Below are 3,306 nucleotides of genomic sequence, written 5' to 3' on the forward strand. Positions count from 1 at the left end.
GGCGAGGAACGTCGCGATCCACTCGCGGCGCACCTTCTCGGCCGCGTTCCACGCCTTGTTGTTGGCGATGAGCACCTTCCGCTCCGCGGACTTCTCGGCGGCCTCCTCCTCGGTTTCCTCCTCGGTCTGCGGCTGCTCGGGGGCTCCGTAGGCGTAGGTGAATCCGGCGGCGGTGGGGTCCTGGACGAGGAGGGTGACCTCGACCTCGCCGCGCCAGCTGGTGTCGATGAGCACTCCGCGTCCGGGAGCGGCCGCGACCTGCTCGGGGGTGACGCTCTTCCCGTCCTCGCCGCGCAGCTGCCGCACCGGCGTCCACGTCGCCTGGTCGCCGTAAGCGTCGGAGCGGGTGAGGATCTGGAAGCCGTTGCCGATGTACTCGGCGGCGGTCGCCGCGAGGAGCGCCTGGTGCGCGGCCTCGTCGCGGAGGGTCTGCGCGGTGTGCTCGAACTGGGCCGGGTCGTGGGTGGCGACCTCGATCAGGTTCGCGCGGGCGTCGGAGTCGTCCTCGAACTCCAACAGCACCGCCGCCTGGTCCAGGGTCAGCTCGTGCTCGTGCAGAACGGACGTGACGGTCGCGGACTCCGCGACCGCAAGGCCCTTCTTCACCGCGTCGGTCTTGGTGCCGGTGCGCTTGGCGATCGCTGCAGCGGACACGCCCTCAAACGCGAGCTGCGCCCACGCGGCGGTGCGGTCCGCGACGCTCAGCTCGGCGCGCTGGTCGTTCTCGATGATCTGCTGAACGATCCGATCCGCGGTTGTCTCGTCGCCCTCCACGACGTAGACCGGGATCGTGGGCACTCCGGCCTCGCGGGCGGCGAGGGTGCGGCGCTGTCCGGCGCGGACGATGACGTTGCCGTGCTCGTCGCGGCGGGCGAGGACCGGGGTGATGACGCCGTTCTCGCGGATCGACGCGATGAAGTCCTTCGTCAGCGGGGCGCTGGTGCGGACGTTCGCCTCGATCACGAGGACGGTCGGGTCGATGTGCTGAACGGTCCCGGTTCCGGTGGTGATACTCACGATGGTTTCTCCTCAATCGGTGTGCGACCATGAAGGTGACGAGTCCCGTGGTTCTAAGCCAACTACGGGGCTTTTGTCGTCTTCCTGATCGTTTTTCTTTGCCTCTCCGGCGAGTGAAAACCAATTGAGTGGAGTCGGCGGAGTGACGGCTCTCTTGGGCGAAATAAGGGAGCTTGCGACCGCGTCCGAGAGAGACGGCACGCAGCCGGCGGAGCGAGATAGGTTGAAACCGCGGAGAGGTGAAGAAAACGGGTAATCCGGCCGCGTAGCGGCTCCCGCCGGCGGTGCTCCGTCACCGCTGCGCGAGTGCAGCTCGCGCCCCCGGAACGGGGAAGACCGGGGAGCGTGAGGGGTCGCCCCTCACGGGCCGGCCCGGAAGGCCGGCCCGCGCCGCGCGGCTACCGGTCGGCGGGCTCGGAGCAGTTGGCGCAGTCGCACGGCCCGCTGGGGTTCTCCGCCCGCTCGACGGCCGCGATCTGCGCGGCCTGCTCCGCCGGGGAGAGCGCCTGCCACCCCTCATCCGCGCGCCGGTTCGACTCGATGCGTGCCGCACGCTCGTCCAGCGTCTCCGGGGTCGGGGTGAGGAAAGCGGCCAGTGCCGCGCCGGTGTCCTGCTTGTCGGCGGGGGTGAGGAACGCGATCAGCGCGGCGGCGTAGGCGGTGCCGTCGTCGGTGACGGGGAATCCGCCCGGAGCTCCTTCGCCGGGAAGAGTGAGCGTGTTGCGGATGTGCGCGAGGATCTCGGCGTCCGTGGCGGTCGCGTCGTCGTCGGACTCGGCGCGGCGGGTGTCGAGGATGAGGGCGAGCTGCTCGGCCGTGGCGCGGCCGGTGTCGGTGCGGGTCATGGTGTGGTCCTCTCAGCGGTTCAGGAACGGGGCGACGCGGCGGATCGCTGCGCGGCGGGCGTGGGCGACGCAGTGACGGAACGAACCGCTGGTGATGCCGTGCAGCTGGTCGGAGTGCCACGCCTCCCAGACGCCGGACGTGCGGCGGGTGACGTGCACCGAGGGCGTCGTCTGGGGGTCGGTGCCCACGACACGGATATCGACCGCGCGGGTGTTCGCGAGCGTGAGGTAGGTCTTCGCGGTGGTCTGCAAGTCGGTGGTGATCTGCATGGTGTGGGTGCTCCCTCTGGCTGATCGTTTTTCTTTGCCTCTCCGGCGGGGAAAACCGTTTGAGTGGAGGCGGCGCAGTGACGCCGATAGCGGGCGAAATAAGCCCGCAGGGCGCGTCCGCTATCGGTGGCACGGAGCCGGTGGAGCGAAATAGGTTGAAACCGCGGAGAGGTGAAGAAAACAGGTGGAACGGGCCGCATCGCGGCCTCCGACCCGCGGTGCTCCGTCGCCGCTGCGCGAGTGCAGCTCGCGCCCCGGAACGGGACACCGGGGAGCGTGAGGGGGTCGCCCCTCACGGGCCGGCGCCGCCGGCCCCACACTCGAGCGGGTCGTGTCAGCGTCGGATGCGACGATGGAGGCATGTGGGAGCTGGCACACCGGACGCGCGCGGAATCGGCATCAACGGTGTTGCGCAGCAACGCGGCGACGAGCGCCGCGGCGATCGCGGAAGTGCGCGCAGCGATCCCGGAGGATCACGTCATCCTCTACGTGCTCCGCGTCGAGAACTGAGCGGGCGCTCTACTCCGCGGCGCTGCGGCGGGGTGCGCGCTGGGTGGTTGTGGTGACGACGGCGGTCGCGCGGGTGAGGTTGGGGCCGATGGCGTCGGCTTCGAGGACGCGGCCGGTGCGGCGGTTCTCGCCTTCGCCCCAGGCGACGGTGCGCTCGTAGCCGACGACGATCACGCCGTCTCCCTTGTGGAGGGAGGCGAGCACGTGCTCGCCCAGTTCGAACTTCGCTTCGACGTAGTGCGTGGTCGGGGCGTCGTGCGGGGTCCACTCCCCCGCGCGGTATTCGCCGGTGTTCTCGATGACGCGCAGCTTCACGATCTGCACGCGGCCCGCCTGCACGGCCTCGGGGTCGGCGGCGAGGTTGCCGGTGATGGTCCTGGTGCTCATCTGACGTCTCCTGCTCGTGCGGTTGGTGGGTCCCGTCGACGTCGACGGGTTCTCGGCCGCGGCCGCGGCCGCCGGGGTGTCGGTGGCGGGTGTCTCGATGCCCCAGGACGCCAGAGCGTCGCGGCGGGTGACTTCCACGGGCGGCTCGGACAGCGCTCTGCGCTGTTCGAGCTCGGCGCGCGTGACGGTGAGGGCGGGGACGCGGCGCTCGTCGCCGTAGGCGAGGCGGTAGAGCCGGTCGGCCTCGTTCTCCAGCCAGTCGACTTCGCCTTGCCGG

4 protein-coding genes and 1 pseudogene are annotated in these 3,306 nt (G+C 70.4%); 1 reads left to right on the plus strand and 4 read right to left on the minus strand.

Annotated elements, in window-relative coordinates:
- The 3 genes from C5C82_RS16900 to C5C82_RS16910 form a co-directional block, all read right to left on the minus strand.
- Positions 1-1,017, minus strand: a 1,017-nt coding sequence (locus tag C5C82_RS16900; protein ID WP_146086029.1) for a ParB/RepB/Spo0J family partition protein, incomplete at its 3' end; no start/stop codon positions are given.
- Between the two features lie 398 nt (positions 1,018-1,415).
- Positions 1,416-1,862 carry a hypothetical protein gene (locus C5C82_RS16905; RefSeq protein WP_104234632.1) on the minus strand — a complete coding sequence of 149 codons (447 nt, stop codon included), beginning with the start codon at positions 1,860-1,862 and terminating at the stop codon, positions 1,416-1,418.
- 12 nt (positions 1,863-1,874) lie between these two features.
- Entirely contained in the window at positions 1,875-2,132 is a 258-nt protein-coding gene (locus tag C5C82_RS16910) for a hypothetical protein (protein WP_104234631.1), read from the minus strand.
- Positions 2,133-2,492: 360 nt separating this feature from the next.
- On the opposite strand from C5C82_RS16910, the gene C5C82_RS17720 reads away from it, so the two are divergent.
- Positions 2,493-2,642 (plus strand): hypothetical protein, encoded by a 150-nt coding sequence (locus C5C82_RS17720; protein ID WP_181028874.1) that lies wholly within the window; start codon positions 2,493-2,495, stop codon positions 2,640-2,642.
- A gap of 9 nt (positions 2,643-2,651) precedes the next feature.
- Here C5C82_RS17720 and C5C82_RS16915 read toward each other — a convergent pair.
- A pseudogene (locus C5C82_RS16915) lies at positions 2,652-3,306 on the minus strand (single-stranded DNA-binding protein); the annotation flags it as partial.

Origin of the sequence: Rathayibacter sp. AY1D5, assembly GCF_002932515.1 — a bacterium.
GTDB lineage: Bacteria > Actinomycetota > Actinomycetes > Actinomycetales > Microbacteriaceae > Rathayibacter.